This is a genomic window from Cupriavidus sp. 2SB (assembly GCF_005503625.1).
Lineage (GTDB): Bacteria > Pseudomonadota > Gammaproteobacteria > Burkholderiales > Burkholderiaceae > Cupriavidus.
In genome coordinates, this window is sequence record NZ_SCMX01000014.1 from 18,893 (window position 1) to 35,922 (window position 17,030).

The 17,030-nt window shown below is 64.6% G+C and carries 14 protein-coding genes; 8 read left to right on the plus strand and 6 right to left on the minus strand.

What is annotated here, in order from left to right:
• Positions 1-7 precede the first annotated feature (7 nt).
• Entirely contained in the window at positions 8-1,561 is a 1,554-nt protein-coding gene (locus FFS21_RS09115) for an AMP-binding protein (protein WP_137924503.1), read from the minus strand.
• Positions 1,562-1,669: 108 nt separating this feature from the next.
• On the opposite strand from FFS21_RS09115, the gene FFS21_RS09120 reads away from it, so the two are divergent.
• Complete coding sequence (locus FFS21_RS09120) at positions 1,670-2,560, plus strand: LysR family transcriptional regulator (RefSeq protein ID WP_137924504.1); 891 nt, start codon at positions 1,670-1,672, stop codon at positions 2,558-2,560.
• Here the strand turns inward: FFS21_RS09120 and FFS21_RS09125 are convergent, their stop codons facing one another.
• Positions 2,561-2,908: a c-type cytochrome gene (locus FFS21_RS09125; RefSeq protein WP_249359241.1), complete on the minus strand. Its 348-nt coding sequence runs from the start codon at positions 2,906-2,908 to the stop codon at positions 2,561-2,563.
• A gap of 309 nt (positions 2,909-3,217) precedes the next feature.
• Between FFS21_RS09125 and FFS21_RS09130 the strand changes: the two genes are divergently transcribed.
• Complete coding sequence (locus tag FFS21_RS09130; protein ID WP_137924505.1) at positions 3,218-5,644, plus strand: DUF3772 domain-containing protein; 2,427 nt, start codon at positions 3,218-3,220, stop codon at positions 5,642-5,644.
• Positions 5,645-6,018: 374 nt separating this feature from the next.
• Here FFS21_RS09130 and pip read toward each other — a convergent pair whose 3' ends face one another.
• Positions 6,019-6,981, minus strand: coding sequence for a prolyl aminopeptidase (gene pip / locus FFS21_RS09140; protein ID WP_137924507.1), 963 nt, complete (start codon positions 6,979-6,981; stop codon positions 6,019-6,021).
• A 137-nt stretch (positions 6,982-7,118) separates the two neighbouring features.
• Here pip and FFS21_RS09145 point away from each other — a divergent pair, with 137 nt between their 5' ends.
• Positions 7,119-7,850, plus strand: a complete 732-nt coding sequence (locus FFS21_RS09145; RefSeq protein ID WP_137924508.1) for a DUF2076 domain-containing protein — start codon at positions 7,119-7,121, stop codon at positions 7,848-7,850.
• Between the two features lie 102 nt (positions 7,851-7,952).
• Positions 7,953-9,074, plus strand: coding sequence for a zinc-binding metallopeptidase family protein (locus tag FFS21_RS09150; protein ID WP_137924509.1), 1,122 nt, complete (start codon positions 7,953-7,955; stop codon positions 9,072-9,074).
• Here the strand turns inward: FFS21_RS09150 and FFS21_RS09155 are convergent.
• The gene (locus FFS21_RS09155; protein WP_171020355.1) at positions 9,058-10,299 is read right to left on the minus strand and encodes an MFS transporter; all 1,242 of its coding nucleotides are present in this window, start codon (positions 10,297-10,299) and stop codon (positions 9,058-9,060) included. The genes FFS21_RS09150 and FFS21_RS09155 overlap by 17 nt on opposite strands.
• A 320-nt stretch (positions 10,300-10,619) precedes the next feature.
• Between FFS21_RS09155 and FFS21_RS09160 the strand changes: the two genes are divergently transcribed.
• From FFS21_RS09160 to FFS21_RS09170, 3 genes are all read left to right on the plus strand, one after another.
• Positions 10,620-11,057: a hypothetical protein gene (locus tag FFS21_RS09160; protein WP_137924510.1), complete on the plus strand. Its 438-nt coding sequence runs from the start codon at positions 10,620-10,622 to the stop codon at positions 11,055-11,057.
• A 106-nt stretch (positions 11,058-11,163) separates the two neighbouring features.
• The gene (locus FFS21_RS09165) at positions 11,164-11,406 is read left to right on the plus strand and encodes a DUF3820 family protein (protein ID WP_137924511.1); all 243 of its coding nucleotides are present in this window, start codon (positions 11,164-11,166) and stop codon (positions 11,404-11,406) included.
• The gene (locus tag FFS21_RS09170) at positions 11,403-12,404 is read left to right on the plus strand and encodes a 2-dehydropantoate 2-reductase (RefSeq protein WP_137924512.1); all 1,002 of its coding nucleotides are present in this window, start codon (positions 11,403-11,405) and stop codon (positions 12,402-12,404) included. The genes FFS21_RS09165 and FFS21_RS09170 overlap by 4 nt, the downstream gene beginning before the upstream one ends.
• A gap of 8 nt (positions 12,405-12,412) precedes the next feature.
• Here FFS21_RS09170 and FFS21_RS09175 read toward each other — a convergent pair whose 3' ends face one another.
• Entirely contained in the window at positions 12,413-13,975 is a 1,563-nt protein-coding gene (locus tag FFS21_RS09175; protein WP_171020356.1) for a glucan biosynthesis protein G, read from the minus strand.
• 271 nt (positions 13,976-14,246) lie between these two features.
• Here FFS21_RS09175 and bglX point away from each other — a divergent pair, with 271 nt between their 5' ends.
• Positions 14,247-16,571 (plus strand): beta-glucosidase BglX, encoded by a 2,325-nt coding sequence (bglX, locus tag FFS21_RS09180; protein ID WP_212745224.1) that lies wholly within the window; start codon positions 14,247-14,249, stop codon positions 16,569-16,571.
• A gap of 183 nt (positions 16,572-16,754) precedes the next feature.
• On the opposite strand, the gene FFS21_RS09185 is transcribed toward bglX, so the two are convergent.
• Positions 16,755-16,988: a hypothetical protein gene (locus FFS21_RS09185; protein ID WP_137924514.1), complete on the minus strand. Its 234-nt coding sequence runs from the start codon at positions 16,986-16,988 to the stop codon at positions 16,755-16,757.
• Positions 16,989-17,030 lie beyond the last annotated feature (42 nt).

Consider the following 17,030-nt stretch of genomic DNA (forward strand, 5'->3'; position numbering starts at 1 on the left):
CGCCTCCTTAGTTCACACGGCGGCTTTCACCGGCCCAGTACTGCTCGCGCACGAGCTTGCGCGCCAGCTTGCCGCTGGCGTTCTTCGGCAACTCGGCCACAAAATCCACACTGCGCGGCGACTTGTAATCCGCAATGCGCGCGCGGCAATGGCCGATCAGGTCCGCCGCACTCGCCTGCCGGCCCGGCCACAGCGCCACCACGGCCTTCACGGTCTCGCCCCACGTTTCGTCGGGCACGCTGATCACGCACGCCTCCATCACGTCCGGATGCTGGTATAGCGTGGCTTCCACCTCGTTCGGATACACGTTGAAGCCTCCCGAGATGATCATGTCCTTCTTGCGATCGACGAGGTACACGTAGCCTTCTGCATCCACGCGCGCCAGATCCCCCGTGTGCAGCCAGCCATCGATCAACACTTCGCGCGTCAGGTCCGGCGCGCCCCAGTAGCCCTGGAACACATCGGCGCCGCGGATCACCAGTTCGCCGATCTCGTCGCCGCTGACTTCCTCGCCGTGCTCGTTGACCACGCGCACTTCGGTCTCGCCCAGCGCACGGCCACACGATGCCAGGCGTTCCGGATGCGTTTCCATCGCGATGGCATGGTCGGTTGTGGAAAGCCGCATCACGCCCGATGTGGATTCGCTCGTGCCATAGCCCTGCGAGAGGATCGGACCGATGCGCTGCCACGCCTCGCGAATACGCGCCGGCGCCATTGGTGCCGCGCCGTAAGCCAGCGTGCGCAGGCTGCTCAAGTCCGCCGTGGCCAGCGTGGGCTCGGCCAACAGCATGTTGATCATCGCCGGCACCATGAAGACGTGCGTGAGCTTGAGACGCGACACGTCGGCCAGGAATTGCGCCGGATCGAATTTCTCGAACAGCACCAGCGTGGCACCGAGGAAAAGATAGGGCTGCATCAACATGCCGGAGGCATGCGTGATCGGCCCGATCAGTGCGAGACGATCACCGGGACGCGCGGGACGATCCATCGTCAGGATCAGCTTGCGCAGCGACGCCAGGCGATTGCCATAGGTCTGCATCGCGGCCTTGATCTTGCCGGTGGAACCCGACGAGAAATGCAGCACGGCAAGGTCGTCGGGCTGCGGCGCGTAGTCGATGGGTGTGTCCGCGCCCTGCTCGATCAGGCTTTCATAGGCGCCGTAGCCGGCGGTGCTTCCCGCAATCGCGAAATAGTGTTCGATGCTGCCGAAGCCCGGCGTTGCACCCGAGTACCCCGTGTAGCCCGGTCCGGCGATCAGCACGCGCGGCGCGCAGTTCTCGACCACATCCGAGGCCTCGCTGGCCGTGAAGCGCGGATTCAGTGCCGCCTTGACCAGCCCGGCCTTGTACAGCGCGCATTCGATCTCCACCACCTCGGGGCAATTGCGCGACTGGATCGCCACGCGGTCCCCTTTCCGCAAACCCAGCGCGAGCAGCGCGTTGGCAAGGCGCGTGGATCGCTCGTCCAACTGGCGGAAGGTCAATACGCGGTCGCGGTACAGCACGGCGGGGTTGTCGCCCCAATAACGCGCCGCGCGCCGCAGGAAATAGGCGAATGTCATCGGAAGTCTCCTTGCCTCTGGTTTTTTGTCGTGTGCGCCAAGTCTGTAAGATGGCAGCCATCACTACAATGCCGCATCGGGAATGAAGGCATAACCAACAGGAATGTGATGGAGACTCGGGATATGGAATATGTGCTCGCGGTGAGCACTCACGGCGGCATTGGGCGGGCGGCGGAGGCGCTGGGCATGACGCAACCGGCACTGACCAAGGCAATCCAGCGTGTGGAAGCGCAATTGGGCGTGCCGCTATTCGAACGCACCACGCTCGGCATGCGCGTGACGCAAGCCGGTACGGTGTTTCTGGAGCGGGCGCGTCGCATCCGGCTCGAATACGAGGACGCGCTCAAGGAGATGCGCGGCATCCAGACCGGCGAACAGGGCCTGCTGCGGCTCGGTTACTCGCCATCGATGCCCACCGGGTTGGTGCTGGGCGCCTGCCAGCAACTGATTCGCGAGCGGCCCGTGGCGCGCCTGCGGCTGACCATGCGCGTGGCACGCGAACTGATGGATCTGGTGCAGGCCGGTGAAGTGGACCTGGCCGTGGCGCCGCTGCCGCGCCAGCCCAATCCCGCGCTGGCTTCGAAGGAACTTTTCACGGACCGGCTGGCCGTGGTGGCCGATGAAGACCATCCGCTACACCGTCGGCAGAACCTGGGACTGGCCGATCTGGTCGGCCAGCACTGGCTACTGCCCAGTGCGCATGTGCTGGTGCGGCAACAACTCGAAGCGGCGTTTGCCGAACTGGGACTGCCCGCGCCCATCCTGCGCGTGGAGACCGATTTCGGCAGCACGACGTTGTTCGACCTCGTACGCGGCACCGAGATGCTGTGCATCGCGGGGGCAACGGGCAACAGCACACGGGCAAGCCTGCGGCCGATTGCCCTGCGCGCCGATGCGCTGGACCTCGGCCGCCGCGTCGGCGTGATGTCACGCGCAGGCGCCTACCTGTCGCCGCTGGCGCAGCGCATGATCGACATCCTCGAATCGCACATCGCGTAGTTATTGCAGTGTGCGGAGGTAGGCCAGCAGGTCGTCCAACTGCCGCGCATTGCTCATGCCCCAGAAACGCATCTTGGTGCCGGGCACGACCTTGGCGGGAGATTGCAGGAAAGCGCGCAGGGTGTCATCGGTCCAGACGACTGTCGATGTCTTCATGGCATCGGAGTAGCGGTAGTCATCGGTGCCGCCCGCCTTTCTTCCGATGATCGCGTTGAGTTGCGGGCCAAACGCACCGCGTGCGGAAGGACCGACCTGGTGGCATGAGGCGCAGCGGGTGGTGAAGATGTCACGGCCGGCGGTGAGATCGGCGGCTTGGGATGTTTGAGCGAGCGCGATGAGGGCGACCAATGCCGCGAGCCGACTCCCCACTGCCGGTTTGCTCCCCTCTCCCGCTTGCGGGAGAGGGGTTGGGGGAGAGGGCTGGCGGTTAATCATCGAACGTGTTGGGGCTTGCTTCATGAAACGATTGTTTTGGATATTTGATGCGCCTGCCCTCTCCCCCGGCCCCTCTCCCGCGTTGCGGGAGAGGGGAGAAAACCGAGAGAAGGGCCAAAGACTCCGATTATGTAACAGCATGTGAGCCTGTGCAGCCTGAGGCCGAAACCACCTCACCCCGCTGCTTATAATGCCCGGCCGGTCAACCACCGCGCCCCCCTCATGCGTCGTATCTCCTGGCTCGTCATGAGCCTCGTCATCGCTGCGCTGATGCAAGTGCCCGTCGCGTTCTCTGCCGAATCGGCAGCCCGATCCGCGTCCGAGGCCGAAGCGCAGCAGATTCCCGTTCTCACGCACGCCGAAGCCGTCGCCGAACTCAAGCGCCTGCAGTCCGAGCAGGATCGCATCAAGCAACTTGCCTCGGGCACGTCGGGCGACCTGCGCCTTGGCGATCTCAACGAAACGCTGCGGCAACTCGACGACGATGTCGACAAGCTCAACGCCTCGCTCACACCACAGCGCGCCCAGATACAGGCGCAAGTGGATCTGCTCGGGCCCCCGCCCGATACCGCCACTGCACGCGAAGCACCTGCCGTGGTGCGCCAGCGCGCCGAACTCAATGCGCGCAAGGCGCAGCTCGACGATGAACTGAAGCAGGCCGCCGACAGCAAGGACAACATCGCCCATCTGCGCGACCAGTTGGCCAAGCTGCAGCGCAGCCGGCTCAAGGATCAGCTTGCGCTGCGTTCGGACAGCATCCTGAATCCTGCGTTCTGGACGCCGCTGTTCAAGCTGGGCGAAGAAGATCGCATGCGGCTTGGCAATTTCACCGACGAGATCAAGCCGATGCTGCGCGAAGCCTGGGAACCTGGGCAGCGTGGCAAGACCATCCTCCTGCTGGCCGTGGCGCTGGCCGTATGGTCGCTTGGGCGGCGATTGCTGGAGCGCGGCCTGGCGTGGTTCTGCCTGCACCAGTTGCCCGAAACACGCTTGCGGCGCAGCGCGCTAGCGCTTGCGACGGCATTGACCACCGTCGTCACGACAGCCGTCGCCGTGCGCATCGTCTATGCGGCGTTCACTGGCGGCGAAGAATTACCGGCTAGCCTGCAGGACCTGATGGCCGAGATCGCCAAGCTGACGATGACTTCCGCACTGATCGCCGGACTGGGCCGTGCATTGCTGTGCACGCAGCATCCGTCATGGCGATTGCCTGCGCTGGCCGATCCGGTGGCGTTGGCGATGAAGCCCTTCCCCACCGTACTGGCTGGTCTGCTGCTGCTCGCGGGCACGCTCGAACAGTTCAATCGCATGGCCGATACCAGCGTGCAGGTGACGCTGCTTGGTCGTGGGCTGGTGTCGCTGGTGGTGGTGCTGACGATTGGTGCGGCGTTGCTGCGCGCCAATCGCGTGCGCAGCGAACTGGTGGCAGCGGGCGAGCGTCCCGAGGAACGCGCCACGCTGGCCGGGCTGATCCACGCGGCGGTCACGCTGATCGTGATCGTGGGGTTCGGTGCGCTGCTGATCGGCTATATCAGCTTTGCGCGCTTCCTGACCTATGAACTGGTCTGGTTCGATATCGTGCTGTGCAGCCTGTACCTGCTCACACAACTGACGCGCGATACTTGCGAGGCATTGTTCTCGGCGAATCACCGCAGTGGCCGCGTGATCAAGCAACTGTTCGGCGTGGACGATTCGCACCTGGAGCAGGTGTCCACGGTGCTGTCCGGTATCGGCGCCAGTGCACTGCTGCTGGTGGCGGTGCTGGCGCTGCTGACCGGTGGGTTCGGCACCACGCCCGCTGACCTGCTCAACACGCTGCTGACCGTGCTCGGCGGCGAGAAGCTGCGCAGCATGAACATCATGCCGGACCGCATCCTCAACGCGGTCATCGCGCTGATCGTCGGCGTCTGGTTGCTGCGTTCGGTGCGGCGCTGGCTCGACGCCGAGATGCTGCCCAAGCTCTGCAAGGAGCCAGGGTTACGCGCTTCGCTGATCACGCTGTTCAGCAACGTGGGCTATGTGCTGCTGGTGCTGCTGACGCTGTCGCTGCTGGGCGTGAAATGGGAAAACCTGGCGTGGATCGTCAGTGCGCTGTCGGTGGGTATCGGCTTCGGCCTGCAGGAGATCGTGAAGAACTTCGTGTCGGGGCTGATCCTGTTGACCGAGCGCCCGGTGAAGGTGGGCGACATGGTGAGCCTGGCCGGCGTGGAAGGCGATATCCGCCGCATCAACGTGCGCGCCACGGAGATTCAGCTTGGCGACCGTTCCACGGTCATCGTGCCGAACTCGCAACTGATTTCGCAGAACGTGCGCAACGTCACGATGAGCAACAGCACGCAGGGCGTGGCCACGCTGCAACTCACCTTCCCGCTCAACACCGACCCCGAGGCCGTGCGCGACCTGTTGCTCGATGTCTATCATCAGCACGAGACCATCCTCGATATCCCCGCGCCATCGGTCACGTTCAGCCAGTTGGCGCCGAACGGCATTACGTTGAGTGTGACGGGCTACGTGAGCAGCCCGCGGATTGCGGCGGGCACCAAGAGCGACCTGCTGTTCGAAATCCTCAAACGACTGCGCGCCGCGAACATCTCGCTCTCGGAGCCGCAAACCCTGCGCGTGGAAAACATGGCGGCGCTGGGCATGTAGTGCCACGGATGGCGCCACCGCAGCTATCGGCCGGGGCCGTCGTGCCCCGTCCAGATATCGGAACCGTCATCGCACGTGGATAGCGCGATCATTTGCTGGCAGTGCTGGCATCTGTAGACAAAAACCTGCCTCCCGGCGTGCCGCCCATGCGGCAAGCCGTCATCCGTTCGTAACAGTCTCGGGTGTGGCGGAACATAACCCGGACGGCCCAGCAGGCTCTTGCAAAGTTCGCAAGGAACCATGGTGCTCTCCAAATACTGCATTCGGTCGGCGCAACAACAAAGTCTCGAACAATGCAGACATTGGTGCAGCGCAGCAAAAATTCAGTATAGGCGCACGATCGTTCGGTTGCCACGGCGCAAACGGCCAATAGACTAATCCTTCGCCTGCCTGGCGAAACGGTCGGTGGCAGCAAGCAATTGATCCATGATGCCGGGCTCGGTCCACGCATGGCCCGCACCCTCGATCAGATGGAAATCGGCATCGGGCCACGCCTTGTGCAGCGCGTAGGCGTAGCGCACCGGACATGGCATGTCATAGCGGCCATGCACGATCACGCCGGGGATGCCCGCCAGCTTGTGCGCATCGCGCAGCAGTTGTCCGTCCTCCAGCCAGCCGCGATGCGTGAAATAGTGGTTCTCGATGCGCGCAAAGGCCAGCGCAAAATGACCCTCGTCGTGTTTGGCGCTGTTGTCGGGATTCGGCAGCAGCGTGATGGTCTCCCCTTCCCACACACTCCAGGCGCGGGCGGCCTCCACCTGCTTGTCGATATCGTCGCCGGTCAGCAGTTTCCGGTACGCCGCCATCATGTTGCCGCGCTCGGCCTCGGGTACGGGCGCCTGGAAGCGCGCCCACTTCTCCGGAAACATCTCCGACACGCCGAACTGGTAATACCAATCCAGTTCCGCCTGCGACACCGTGTAGACGCCGCGCAGTACCAGTTCGCTCACGCGCTGCGGATGCGTTTCCGCATAGGCCAGCGCCAGCGTGGAACCCCACGAGCCGCCGAACACCAGCCAGCTTTCCACGCCGATTGTCTCGCGGAGCTTCTCGATATCGGCCACCAGATGCCACGTGGTATTGGCTTCCAGCGACGCATGCGGCGTGGATTGCCCGCAGCCGCGCTGGTCGAACAGCAGCACGTCGTAGCGCGCCGGATCGAACAGGCGCCGATGATCGGGCGAAATGCCGCCGCCCGGCCCACCATGCAGGAACACGGCCGGCTTGGCGCCGCGCGTGCCTACGCGTTCGTAATGCAGGACATGGCCGTCGCCCACGTCGAGCGTGCCGGTCTCGTAAGGTTCGATGGCAGGATAGAGCGAGCGCAGTCCGGTCATGGCGGCAGATGGGTAGGCGAATCGGAAAAACAAAGTGTAGCGCGATGAACTGCAGACTTGCGCGGCGTCTTAAGCTTCGTTTAAGTTTCCGGCCCTAGATTGAAGCCGTACCGCAACCGAACCGAAAAGGTGACGCCATGACCCCCCAAGACGCGCAAGCACTGGAATCCTTCCTGAGCCAACTGACCCAAGCGCGTGCCGAAGCCAAGGACCCGCAGGCCGCCGCGCTGATTGCCGACGCCGCCGCGCGCCAGCCCGACACCGCCTACCTGCTGGTGCAGCGTGCCATGCTGCTGGACCGCGCGCTGCAGAATGCGCAGGCGCAGATACAGACGCTGCAGGGCCAGCTTCAGGCGTCCCAGGCCGGGACTTCGCGAGGCTTTGTCGATAACGACTCGGCATGGGGCGCCAGCGCAGGCCGCGCATCCACCGGATATCCGCAGCAAGGCGCACCGCAATATCAGCAATCGCCGCAGTATCAGCAGCAACCGCAGTATCAGCAACAACCGCCGCAATACCAGGCGCAGCCCGCCCCGGCCGCCGCACCCGCGCGTGGCGGCTTCCTGAGTGGCGGGATGGGTGGCACGCTGGGTTCCATCGCCACCACGGCGGCGGGCGTGGCCGGTGGCGCGATGCTGTTCCAGGGCATCGAGAACCTCTTCCACCATGGCAGTGGCGGTGGCGGCTTCCTGGGCGGCGGCCAATCCTCGCCAAACGAAACCGTCGTCAACAACTTCTATGGGGACGATGGCACGGGGAACAACGGCAGCAACGGGAACAACGACCTGCTGGCCGATAACGGCAACCTGGACAACGGACTCGACGACTATGTCGACGACAACAGCCAGTCCGACGATTCGTTCTTCTGACAAGGCGGTAACGGGCGCCGTGTAGGACGGCGCCCGGTTGCATACCTCTGGCCAAAGCAGGCACCATCTCCGCATTCGGGAACCCCCGTCGGAGCCGGTGCCATGAAGACCTTCCACTGCAATCGCTGCGGCAACCTGGTGTTCTTCGAGAATGTGGTCTGCGAACGCTGCCAGGCCATGCTGGGTTTCATTCCGGCGCTGTCGCAGATCGCGGCGTTCGAAGGCAGTGACGAGACCGGATGGATCAGCCTTCATCCCGACGCCAAGGGGGCCCGCTTCCGCCGTTGCCACAACTATCAGGTGGAAGCGGTCTGCAACTGGATGGTGCCCGCCGAGGACGAAAGTCCGCTGTGCGAAGCCTGCCAGCTCACGCATACCATTCCCAACCTCGACGTTCCGGACAACCGCCTGTTCTGGTATCGGCTGGAAACCGCCAAGCGGCGGCTGCTCTATACGCTGCTGTCGCTGCAATTACCCGTGGTGTCGCGCGACGACGATCCCACGTCTGGCCTGCAGTTCGATTTCCTGGCCGCCACCGAACCGCACGAGGCCGTCCTGACCGGCCACGACAACGGCCGCATCACGATCAACATTGCCGAGGCCGATGACGCGCATCGCGAGCAGACGCGCAACCAGATGGGCGAAGCCTATCGCACCCTGCTCGGCCACTTCCGGCACGAGGTCGGGCATTTCTATTTCAATCGATTGATTGCCGGCACGCGGCGGCTGGAACCGTTCCGCAAGCTGTTCGGCGACGAACAGGCCGATTACTCGGCGGCCTTGAAACGGCATTACGAGGAAGGACCGCCTGCCGACTGGCAGGCGTCATATATCAGCGCCTACGCCACGATGCATCCATGGGAGGACTGGGCCGAGACCTGGGCGCACTACCTCCATATGGTGGATACGCTCGACACCGCCGTGTCATGCGGGCTGGTACTGCAGCCCGACAGTCCGCAGGAACCCACGCTGACCGACCAGACACCGGTGGAGGATGCCAGCTTCCGCAGCCTGATGAATCGGTGGTTTCCGCTGACCTATGTGCTGAACAGCCTGAACCGGAGCCTGGGGGCGCCGGACAGCTATCCGTTCACGCTCTCGCCAGCCGTGGTGGCCAAGCTCGAATTCGTGCATCGTGTGATCGATGCCGCCGCGCGGGAGCATGGCGCTCCCGATGCGGTGGCGACACATGCAGAAGAGAAGGCGATCAAGCCGGCACCGTAAGATCGCAGCGGCGCGTGCTCATCAGCGACCACGCGAAGACAGCCAGACCACCCAGCGCCAGCAACACACCCACCCAGCCCGTGGACGTATAGCCCATGCCGGCCGCGATGGTAATGCCGCCGAGCCACGCGCCGAGGGCATTGGCCAGGTTGAAGGCCGAATGGTTCAGCGCTGCCGCCAGCGTCTGCGCATCGCCCGCCACATCCATCAGGCGGATCTGCAGCGGCGGGCCGAGCGCAACGGCCGTGCCCACCAGCATCACATTGAGCGACGCCAGCCACGGATACGGCGCCGTGAACACGAACGCGCCCAGTACCAGCGCAGACCACACCAGCACGCCGCCTACCGTAGGCATCAGCGCACGGTCCGCCAGCTTGGCGCCGACGAGATTGCCCGCCACCATGCCGACACCGAACAGCGCCAGCACGATGGGGATGCCGCTGGCGGGCATATGCGCCACTTCCAGCATCGTCGGCTTGACGTAGCTGAACACGGCGAACATGCCGCCAAATCCAATCGCACCAATACCGAGCGTGAGCCACACCTGCTTGCGCGCCAGCGCGGAGAGTTCGCGCAGCGGGCTGGCATTCCGGTCCGCCGGGACGAACGGCACCCAGCGCCACACCAGCAGCACGGTCAACGCGCCGATGGCGCCGACAATCACGAACGCAGCACGCCAGCCCAGCCATGTGCCGATGCCCGCCGCGATGGGCACGCCCACCAGCGTGGCCGTGGTCAAGCCGAGCATGACGAGGCCCACCGCCTGTGCGCGACGCTCGCGCGCCACCAGGCTGGCCGCCACCAGTGCGGCCACGCCGAAATAGGTGCCGTGCGGAAAGCCGGTCAGCAGGCGCACGGCAGCCATCGAGACATAATCCGGCGCCATGGCACTGGCAAAGTTGCCGATGGCGAAGAACGCCATCAATGCGATCAGCAGATTGCGGCGCGGCCAGCGTGCGCCAAGCACGGCCAGCAGCGGCGCGCCGATGACCACGCCCAGCGCATAGGCACTGATCAGGTGGCCGGCTTCGGGGATGGTGATCGCCAGGTCTTTCGCCGCATCGGGCAGCAGGCCCATGATGACGAATTCACCGGTGCCGATGGCGAAGCTGCCTACGCCAAGCGCCAGCAATGCGCGGCGGTCCGCGGCGCGGTCACGTGGCGTGTCGGCGTGAGACAAGGCGAGTTCGGGGAGATTGTCGAAATTTCCGGAGGGAGCTGACATGTACGGGGGCGCGAGACTTGGGTTTTGGCATTGCGCCGCGCGCTGATGGGCGGATCTTGCGTCCGGCCTCGGGGGCTCCAGCGTGTCTCGGGTGCGGCGTAAAGGCGCTATTGTGAAGCAAAACCGCGATTCCTGCCGAGGTCGCCTTCACGTCATCCACGGCGCCATGCGCCCTGCCGGGCGCTCATGTGGGAAAGACCACAGAGCCAAAATCGCGCAAAAGGGCCTCGCCCTATGCTGAAGTCATGCGGCGTCTCCGCACTGTCTTCACGAGAGACGGCGAGCCGGAATGCCGCCCGGACAACGATTGGGGAGACGATATGTTTCGGCGTAGCGCAGTGCTGATAGCAGCCATCGGCATGGCCTGGGTGCTGCCCGCATCCGCCCAGGGATGCCAGTTCGACATGCAATGCAAGGGCGAGCGGATCTGCCATATGGGCATGTGCATGGCGCCCGATGCCGACCCGGCCAGCGCCGACGCGGCATCGCGATCGTCGCCCTCGTCAACCTCGTCGGCCACGTCTTCCCCACCCGCACCGTCCGCATCCTCATCTCGAAACGGCGCGGCAGCGGCGCCACCTGCGATGTCGACCGCGAGCCATCTTGCACCGCAGCCCGCGCCGCGCAGTTGCTGCACGGTAGCCGGCCGGCTCAAGCTGCCGCCGCCGCAATCGGGCGATGCGCCGCTCGTGGTGGGCGATGCGTGCCAGGGCGTCACCAATTCCGGCAAGCCGGTGCCGGGCACGGCGTGTAACTAGGAAGCGCCGACCGACTGCGTCGCGTGCGGCAGCACATGAGCGGGCAAGGCCACGGCGGGTCAGGCCGGCGCTACAATGCCCGCTCCTTGCCTCGAAAAATCCCGCCATGCTGCCCGACGGCGACGCCCTGCTCCTGCTTGTGACCCGTGAGATGCCGTATGGCAAGCATCAGGGCACGCTGATTGCCGACCTGCCCGGCAACTACCTGAACTGGTTTGCACGCGAGGGATTTCCGCCCGGCGAGATTGGCCGCCTGCTGGCCTTGATGCACGAACTCGACCACAACGGGCTATCGCACCTGCTCACGCCGCTGCGCGCACAGGCCCGCCTGAACAGGAGTCCTCGATGAAGGTTTGCATTGTCGGCGCTGGCGCCATTGGCGGCTGGGTCGGCACGAAACTCGCCGCCTCCGGCGCCGCGCAGGTCAGCGCCCTGGCGCGCCGCGACACACTCACCGCCCTGCGCACGCATGGCTGGCGCATGCTCGAACGCGGCACGCTGGTGCAGGCACCGGTGCATGCCGATGACGATGCGTCACGCCTCGGTGTCCATGACGTGGTCGTCATTGCCGTCAAGGGACCCGCGCTGCAGCAGGTGGCTGCGCAAATCCGTCCGCTGATCGGTCCCCACACGCTGGTGGTGCCCGCGATGAACGGTGTGCCGTGGTGGTTTTGCCATGGACTCGATGGCTTCGGCAGCCGGCCGCTGACCTCGGTCGATCCAGGCGGCCAGATTGCGGCGGCCATCTCCTTCGAACAGGTGATCGGCTGCGTGGTGCATGTGAGCTGCGCGGTGCCCGAGCCCGGGCTTGTCGATCACAAGATGGGGAACCGCCTGATCATCGGCGAACCGTTCGGCGGGAGCGATACGACAGCGCGTGTCCGCCAACTCGGCGCGCTGTTCGCGCAGGCGGGAATCGACGCGGAGATTTCGGAGAATGTGCGCCAGGACATCTGGTTCAAGCTCTGGGGCAACCTCACGATGAACCCGATCTCGGCCTTCACCGGCGCCACCGTCGATCAGATCCTGGCGGACCCGCTGACGCGCGCCTTCTGCACATCGGCCATGGAAGAGGCTGCAGCCATCGGCGCGCGGATCGGATGCCGCATCGACCAGTCTCCCGAGGATCGCCACGCGGTCACCGCGAAGATCGGGGCCTTCCGCACCTCGATGCTGCAGGATGTTGACGCAGGCCGCGCCATCGAACTCGACGCCATCGTCGGCGCCGTGCATGAAATAGGGCGCACGCTCGGCATGCCCTGCCCGAGCATCGACGCCCTGATGGGCCTCACGCGGCTGTTCGGCCGCGTGCATGGCCTGTATCCCGAGGCTTCCGCCCCGGGTTGATGACCTGACTACTTGACCGCCTGCGCCGGCGTGGAATGCGCCGTGCCGGGCGGGATCTGGTAGCTCCAGGTCTCCGAGAGCGGCTTGCCGTTCGACACCAGTGCCTCGCGCAATTCCACCACCTTGTTCGGATCCTTGACCTTGATACGCAACGTCACGCGATAACCCTTGGTCACCGGGTTCGGTTGCAGCACGTTCTCGATGACCTCGGCGTTATCGCCCACGCTGAACGATGCCTGTACTGCGTTGGGCGACAGGCTGGGCAGCGCACCGCCTTCGAAATCCACCACGAAGCCGAGGCTGCCGTCGAGATGGCGGATCAGGTTGGCCTGCGTGATTTCACCGGCGGTGCGCAGCGTCTGCTTGACCCATGCGAGGTCCTTCGTCACCGTGCCGCGCTCGTCCATGGTCCAGCGGATCGTGTAGTCGGCCTTGATCGGCGTGCCCTTGGGCGGCAACTGGTCAGGCGTCCAGAACGACACGATGTTGTCATTGGTCTCGTCCGGCGTGGGAATCTCCACCAGTTCCACCTTGCCGCGGCCCCAGTCGCCCTGCGGCTCGATCCACGCGCTCGGGCGCAGGTCGTAGCGGTCCTTGAGATCCTCGTACGCAGAGAACTCGCGGCCACGTTGCATCAGGCCAAATCCGCGCGGGTTGTTCACCTGGAACATGCTCAGCGCCACGTACTTGGGATTGTTCAGCGGACGCCAGATCCATTCGTTGTCACCGGTGTGGATCGACAAGCCATTGGAGTCGTGCAGCGCCGGACGGAAATTGTTGGCGTCGCGCATCTGGTTGGGGCCGAACAGGAACATGCTCGTCAGCGGCGCGATACCCAGCTTCTTCACGGGACCGCGCATGAACACGCGCGCCTGCACCTTGAGCACGGCATTGTCGTTGGGATTCAACTCGAAACGGTAGGCGCCGGTAGCACTGGGCGAATCCAGCAGCGCATAGAAAACGAGTTGCTTGTCCTGCGGCTTCGGACGTTCGATCCAGAACTCGCGGAACGCCGGGAATTCCTCAGGCTCGGACAGTCCGGTGTTGATCGCCAGCCCGCGCGCCGACAGGCCGTAGACCTGACCCTTGCCAATCACCCGGAAATAGCTCGCACCCAGCACGCTCATGACTTCGTCGAGCTTGTCGGACCGATTGACCGGGTACATCACGCGGAAGCCTGCATAGCCGAGCTTGTTGGTGGCTTCCTTGTCCAGCTTCAGGTCACCGAAATCGAAGCGGCCCGGCTCGTAGCGGATTTCCTGCACGCGGTTGCCCACCACTTCGCTGATCCGCACGGGCGTGCTGAAATGCATCCCCTGATGGTAGAAGCCAAGCTTGAATGGCGTGGCATCGCCCTTCCACTCCACCTGATCCATCTTCGGCTGGATCTTGATGTAGTCAGCAAACTGCATCTTCGCGAATACGGGCGGCAGGTTGCTCACAGGAGCAGCGTACGGCTGGTCCGCCAGCTTCCTGGCACGCGCCGTGACATCGTCGAGCGAAAACGCGTGGACGGGTGCGGCAGCGCTCACGCAGCCAGCAAACGCAATGCCCCACAAGGCAATTTGCATCCGGTTACGAAACGACGCGGCGCGGCGGGCAACAAAAACGGATAGCACCAATCAATCTCCAGGTTCACATCGGCAAAAAGCCACGAATCAGCCATTCTAAGCACTGTGCAGGCACTGTAAGGCTGTAAACTTGCGGCGCAGTTCAGAAAAATAACCGATTTCGCCCGACGTGCCTGTCAGACGCGCGGCGACAGCCGCGAGCGCGGACCTGCTGCACCATGGCGGGGCCAATCTCCGGCAGTCTGCCCATCAGAGACTACGAATAATGCGAATGCTTTCCTCGCTGGCGCTGGCCGCCAGCCTTGCCTGCGCGCCCATGTTTGCCGGCGCTGCACCTGCCGCTTCATCCGTTGCCGCTACCCCCGCCGCTGTCCGCGCGCCGATGGCCGACAAGCAGGCGTTCGTCGACGACCTCGTGCGACGCATGACGCTCGACGAGAAGATCGGCCAGCTTCGCCTGATCAGCATCGGGCCGGAGATGCCCGCCAAGCAGTTGATGCAGGAGCTAGCTGCTGGCCGCGTGGGCGGCACGTTCAATTCCGTGAACCGCGCCGAGAACCGTCCGCTGCAGGAAGCTGCCATGCGCAGCCGCCTGAAGATCCCGATGTTCTTTGCCTATGACGTGGTGCACGGCCATCGCACGGTCTTCCCGATCAGCCTGGGCCTGGCATCGAGCTGGGACATGGGCGTGGTCGAGAAAGCCGCGCGTGTGTCCGCCGTGGAAGCCTCCGCCGACAGCGTGGACGCGACCTTCGCCCCGATGGTGGATATCTCGCGCGACCCGCGCTGGGGCCGTACCTCCGAGGGCTTTGGCGAAGACCCCTTCCTGGTCTCGCAATGCGCGCGGGCCAGCGTGAAGGGCTTCCAGGGTTCGTCGCCAGCGAATGCCGATAGCGTGATGGCGTTCGTCAAGCATTTCGCGCTGTATGGCGCCGTGGAAGGCGGCCGCGACTACAACACCGTTGACATGAGCATGCAGCGCATGTACCAGGACTATCTGCCGCCGTATCGTGCCGGCCTCGACGCAGGCGCGGGCGGCGTGATGATCGCGCTGAACTCGGTCAACGGGCAGCCCGCCACGTCCAACAAATGGCTGCTGCGCGATCTGCTCCGCAAGGAATGGGGCTTCAAGGGCGTGACCGTCAGCGACCATGGCGCCATCGACGAGTTGCTGCGCCACGGCGTGGCCCGCGATGGCCGCGAAGCCGCGAAGCTCGCCATCGAGGCTGGCGTGGACATGAGCATGGCCGATTCGCGCTATCTCGAACAACTGCCCTCGCTGGTGAAATCGGGCGAGGTGCCGGTGAGCGTGCTTGATGACGCCGTGCGCGAAGTGCTGGGCGCCAAGTACGACATGGGCCTGTTCGCCGACCCGTTCCGCCGGATCGGCAAGGCCGTGGACGACCCGGCCGACATCGATGCGGAAAGCCGCCTGCATCGCACCGAGGCCCGCGAGATTGCGCGCAAGTCGCTGGTGCTGCTGGAAAACCGCAACCAGACGCTGCCGCTGAAAAAGTCGGGCACAGTGGCCGTCATCGGACCGCTGGCCGATGCGCCCATCGACATGATGGGTAGCTGGTCCGCCGGAGGCAAGCCCAAACAGTCGATCACCTTGTTGCAAGGTATGCGCGACGCGCTGGCCGGCAAGGGCAACGTGGTGCATGCGCGTGGGGCCAATATCACCGACGACGCACGCGTGGTGGGCTACCTGAACTTCCTGAACTGGGATAACCCCGAGGTGGTGCAGGACAAGCGGTCCAGCGGCGACATGATCGAGGAAGCCGTGCGCGTGGCGCGCGGTGCCGACACCATCGTCGTGGCCGTGGGCGAGACGCGCGGCATGTCTCACGAGGCATCGAGCCGCTCCAGCCTGGGCCTGCCGGGCAGCCAGCTGACGCTGCTCAAGGCGTTGAAGAGCACGGGCAAGCCCATGGTGGTGGTGCTGATGAACGGCCGCCCGCTGACGATCAACTGGGAAAAGGAAAACGCCGACGCGATCCTGGAGACCTGGTACGCGGGCACCGAAGGCGGCCACGCCATCGCGGACGTGCTGTTCGGCGACGAGAATCCGTCCGGCAAGCTGCCGCTGACCTTCCCGCGCTCGCTCGGGCAGATCCCGACGTACTACAACGCACCGCGCATCGGCCGCCCGTTCACGCCGGGCAAGGCACCGAACTACACCTCGCAATATTTCGAGGAAGACTACGGCCCGCTCTACCCGTTCGGCTACGGACTCAGCTACACCACGTTCAGCATGTCGGACGTGCGGCTATCGGCTCCGAAGCTGGCGCGTGGCGACAAGCTGACGGCCAGCGTCACGGTGAAGAACACCGGCAACCGCGCTGGTGAAACCGTGGTGCAGTTGTATCTGCAGGATGTCGTGGCCTCGACGATTCGCCCGCTGATGGAGCTGAAGGATTTCCGCAAGGTGATGCTGGCCCCGGGGGAAACGCGCGTGGTGGAATTCCCGATCGACGAAGACAAGCTGAAGTTCTACAACGCCAAACTGAACTACGTGGCGGAGCCGGGGGAATTCAATGTACGGGTGGGATTCGATTCGGCGGAGGTGAAGGAGGCGAGGTTCAGGTTGGAGTGAGGGTGGCCAATCGCTCCCCTGCCGGTTTTCTCCCCTCTCCCGCAAGGCGGGAGAGGGGTTGGGGGAGAGGGCCGGAGGTTCTGCTTGCCGACCGTGTCGCGATTTGCACCGCTTGCCCTCTCCCCCGCCCCTCTCCCACTTCGCGGGAGAGGGGAGCAAACCAAGAGAGAAGGAGTCAGGCTTTCACCGCTCCCCATCCAACAGCTCGTTCAACACCTCGTCAAACGCCGCCTGCGCACCTTCCAGCATCTGCAGCGCGGCGTCGAAGGTCTGAAGGGCCAGCTTCGACGGTTTGCCGCTGCCCTCGGGCGGATACTGGCTCTGCAGCGCGGTAAATGCCACCTGCACCTGGCGCGTGGCATTGACCACCCGCTCCATGATCTGCGCCTCTTCGGCGCGTTTCTGTTCGTCGCTCATTGGAAGGCCCCCCGGTGGCCGCTTTCGATATGCGGCATATCG